Consider the following 4,583-nt stretch of genomic DNA (forward strand, 5'->3'; position numbering starts at 1 on the left):
TCCAAGGGCGCATTCCTAAGCGGTAAGAAAGTTCCCCATTCACGACCGAGGTAGCAGAATACGCCGATCAAGAAGTGGAATACTACTAGTTGGTAAGGACCGCCGTTGTACAACCACTCATCTAAGGAAGCTGCTTCCCAAATTGGGTAGAAGTGTAAACCGATGGCGTTGGAGGAAGGAACTACTGCACCGGAGATGATGTTGTTTCCGTAGAGTAGTGAACCTGCAACTGGTTCGCGGATACCGTCAATGTCAACGGGAGGAGCAGCTACAAATGCGATGACGAAGCAAGCGATCGCAGATAGTAGAGTAGGGATCATCAATACGCCGAACCAACCAATATATAGACGGTTATCAGTGCTGGTGATGAATTCGCAGAAGCGATCCCATACGTTGGCGCTTTCGCGCTGTTGTAAGGTTGTGGTCATGTGTTTATAATTGCGTTTGAGTTATGTATGTTTTGGTAGGTGTTTCTACCTCATGAATTTATATTAAGCTTTATGTTTCGATTTGTAAAGGGGTTTTGTAATATTTTTTAATAAATCTTGCCAAGTCAGTCATTTTTAGAGCTATAAACTAGACGTAGTATGCTTTTCAAGTATTAATCTTTTTGTGAACTCCTGAATTTTTGGGCGCAAGCTACTATATATGTCTCTATCTAGCCAAAATATTGTTATGTTACCTACAGTTTTTGGGCGCAGGCCCTGCGCCCCTACATATGTCTCTATCTAGCCAAAATATTGTTATGTTACCTACAGTTTTTGGGCGCAGGCCCTGCGCCCCTACATATGTCTCTATCTAGTCAAAATATTGTTACTTACAGTCCTGCTTACACTATCGTTCCTACTTATGAATGTTTTAACCGCTGTTCTTATTGTAATTTCCGCACAGAACCGGGTTTAAGTCCCTGGTTAAGTCTTGGGGAAGCTGAAGAAATTTTGTTACAACTCAAAGATCAAAATGTCTGTGAGATATTAATTCTGAGTGGTGAAGTACATCCCCATTCAGCAAGGCGTGAGGATTGGTTACAACGAATTTATGATTTGTGTGCATTGGCATTAGAGATGGGATTTTTACCCCATACCAATGCTGGACCATTGAGCTTTGCTGAAATGCAAAAACTCAAAAATGTTAATGTGTCTATGGGATTGATGTTGGAACAGTTAACGCCACAATTATTAAATACAGTCCATCGTCATGCGCCGAGTAAATTGCCCCAAGTGCGATCGCAACAATTACAATGGGCAGGAGAGTTAAAAATTCCCTTTACTACCGGGCTACTTTTAGGAATAGGCGAAACTGAGGATGATTGCTGGGAAACTTTAGCCGCTATTTCCGAGTCCCATAGGCGTTACCATCACATTCAGGAGGTGATTCTCCAACCCCACAGCCCCGGAACAGTGCAAACCTTGAATGCACCACCATTCAACCCTCATCAACTACCGACAGTCATCACCAAAGCGCGGGAAATTTTACCAGCAGACATTACAATTCAGATTCCCCCTAATTAATTAAAGACGAAAATTGGTTACTTGCTTGTATAGATGCAGGGCGCAAGGGGATTTTAGGGGGAATAAGTCCCAAGGATGAGGTAAATCCTGATTATCCTCATTTACAGGAGCAGGAACTGAGAATAATTTTAGAGTCTGGGGGGTGGAATTTAGTATCACGCTTACCAGTGTATCCCCAGTTTGACTGCTGGATAGATGGGGAATTAGCCGAGCAGGTGACAAAATGGCGGCAAAAATTCTAGTTTTTTGATTGGTGAGTGATAGAATTATTACCTATTTCCTGAGTGTATTGTGTATTAGAAAATATACTGTAATATAATGGGAAGTTCAAGTTTTATCAGACAGACTAGTATTAAGTTTTACTAAGTAACTCTCAATCTAATTGATTTTGCTGAGAAATTGATGAAAGTAACTTTGAATATGGTAATTAATCTGTTGTATTAACAATGTGAAAAAATATGGTTAACCGTGCATCTTCCTCCAATATATCCCTTTCACTCAAATTAGTGGGGATAATTTGTATATTGTCCTTTGGTCTAGATTTTCTATTTTTATTATTTCCTTTTCAACCCACAGATAAACTTTGGCAAATCAACCTGTTTAGAAATCTTGTTGAGCGGGGGATTGTCCCCATGGTGGGGATAGGAATAATACTGACTGCATACTGGGTTGATAGTTTTGATGAAAGTGGCCGTTCATCACCTTTGAGTCTGAAATTACCAACTTTTATCATTTCCAGTCTGTTAGGGCTAATATTCTTGCTTATTTTCCCTTTACATTTGAATAACGTTAATCAAGTAAAGGTACAGGCACTAGCACGTATTAACGAAGAATCTGGACAGTTAGAAAATCAAGTAACTGCTCAATTAGCACAAATTCAAACTCAATTAGGCAATAATGAGGTAAAAGCGGCTGTAGAAAAACAACGGACTGCATTAAAAGAGCAATTATCTACTCAACTTAATGAATTAGTCAGAGACGATGTTAAGTATAATCAAGCACTTAACAATCCCCAGCTACCTGCCGCGCAGAAGGATTTACTCAAGAAGTATAAAGCAAATCCGAAAGCCCTTGATGATTTTATCGCCCAGCAAACAGACCCTCAACAACTAGCAGTCCAAAGAACCACGCAAATTCGGACTCAAAAAGAACAACGGTTGAAGAAAACTCAGGATGATGCTGTGAAGGAATTGCGAATTGGCATTAGTAGTTTATTGTTGTCCATTGGTTATATCGTCATTGGTTGGACAGGATTAAAAGGTATGGGTGTTTTGCAAGGTAGTTCTAAACGCAAGTCATCACGTTAGATTCAGTCTTGAATATGGCAGTCAGAAGGTATTATTAATCCTCATCCTTCCTGCCATTTTTATTGATGAACCGCAATCGAATAGTGATTATAAATTTAACTAAATCATCATCCCAACAGAATGTTTTCAGTTTACATACTGACTTATAATGAAGAGCTAGATATTGCAGCTTGTATAGAATCGGCGCTGTTATCTGATGATATCATTGTCGTGGATTCTTGCAGTAGCGATCGCACCATAGAAATCGCTAATCGTTATCCTGTGCGAGTCTTCCAACATCGTTTTGAAAGTCATGGAAAACAACGAACTTGGATGTTAGAGTCCATACCACCTAAACATGAATGGGTGTATATACTTGAAGCTGATGAGCGCATGACACCAGAACTATTTGCTGAATGTGAAAAAGCCTCTCAAAATCCAGAATACATCGCCTATTATGTTGCTGAAAGGGTGATGTTTATGAATCGTTGGATTCGTTACAGTACCCAATATCCCCGCTACCAATTACGTCTTTTCCGTCATGGAAAAGTTTGGTTTACAGACTATGGCCATACAGAACGAGAAGTTTGTAATGGTGCTACCAGTTTTTTGAAAGAAACTTATCCTCATTACACTTCTGGGAAGGGATTAAGCCGCTGGATTGAAAAACATAACCGTTATTCTACAGATGAAGCTAGAGAAACATTATCTCAGTTAACAAGTGGTGAAATTAACTATAGAAATTTATTTTTCGGTAAATCCGAGGTAGAACGAAGACGCGCTCTCAAAGATTTATCTTTGCGTTTACCTGCTAGACCACTAATACGCTTTATCTATATGTATTTTTTTCTGGGTGGATGTTTAGATGGTAAGGCTGGATTTACTTGGTGTACTTTGCAGGCGTTTTACGAATATTTAATTTTACTTAAAGTTTGGGAAATGAAATATCTGCATACACCAAATTTAGAAGAACAAAAGCAAAAATAATAACTCGAAAACTCAACCAGTTGCGGAAGTCCTCACCCTCAAATCTTAGTAAGGTGGGGAGGAATAACCATTCGTGAATATTTCTAATATCTGAGTTCATTTGTCGAATATCGCTTTTAACGGTTAAATAGGTAATTAATAAAACTTCTTAACTATGCAAACTAACCACACACTCAATCTACCTCTCATGGGTTGCGGAACTTGGGCTTGGGGAAACCAACTGCTCTGGGGATATGATGAAAGTATGGATAACCAGTTACAAGAGGTATTTAACCTCTGTGTCAGCAATGGGATTACATTATTTGATACGGGTGATTCCTACGGTACAGGTAAATTAAAGGGACGCAGTGAGTTACTTTTAGGAAGATTTACCCAAGCATATCAAGGTTTAAATCAAGAGAATATTTGCATTGCTACTAAGTTAGCTGCTTATCCTTGGAGATGGACTAGAAACTCAATTATATCAGCTTGTAATGCCTCTGCAAAAAGATTAGGCAAAAATGTTGATTTGGTGCAAATGCACTGGTCTACAGCTAATTATGCACCTTGGCAAGAAGTGGGTTTATTAGATGGTTTAGCAGATTTATATGAGCAAGGTTTAGTTAAAGGTGTAGGATTATCTAATTACGGTACAAAACGACTTTTATGGGTACATAAAAGATTTCAGGAAAGAGGCATACCTATTAAAACTTTGCAAGTGCAATATTCACTTTTATCTACCTATCCAGTGACGGAATTAGGTTTAAAAGATGTTTGTGATGATTTGGGAATTACATTAATTGCTTATAGTCCTTTAGGA

3 protein-coding genes and 2 pseudogenes are annotated in these 4,583 nt (G+C 38.8%); 4 read left to right on the forward strand and 1 reads right to left on the reverse strand.

Annotated features, from left to right (window positions below):
* A pseudogene (locus tag FJR38_RS11940) lies at nt 1-428 on the reverse strand (photosystem II q(b) protein); the annotation flags it as partial.
* 360 nt (nt 429-788) lie between these two features.
* Here FJR38_RS11940 and cofG point away from each other — a divergent pair.
* From cofG to FJR38_RS11960, 4 genes and pseudogenes are all read left to right on the forward strand, one after another.
* A pseudogene (cofG, locus tag FJR38_RS11945) lies at nt 789-1,753 on the forward strand (7,8-didemethyl-8-hydroxy-5-deazariboflavin synthase subunit CofG).
* Nucleotides 1,754-1,969: 216 nt separating this feature from the next.
* Nucleotides 1,970-2,818, forward strand: coding sequence for an HpsJ family protein (locus FJR38_RS11950; protein WP_168537259.1), 849 nt, complete (start codon nt 1,970-1,972; stop codon nt 2,816-2,818).
* A gap of 120 nt (nt 2,819-2,938) precedes the next feature.
* Entirely contained in the window at nt 2,939-3,784 is an 846-nt protein-coding gene (locus tag FJR38_RS11955) for a glycosyltransferase family 2 protein (RefSeq protein WP_168537261.1), read from the forward strand.
* Between the two features lie 154 nt (nt 3,785-3,938).
* Nucleotides 3,939-4,583: aldo/keto reductase (locus FJR38_RS11960; RefSeq protein WP_168537263.1), on the forward strand; the 645-nt coding region annotated here is incomplete at its 3' end.

The organism is Anabaena sp. UHCC 0253 (assembly GCF_009712085.1).
GTDB lineage: Bacteria > Cyanobacteriota > Cyanobacteriia > Cyanobacteriales > Nostocaceae > Dolichospermum.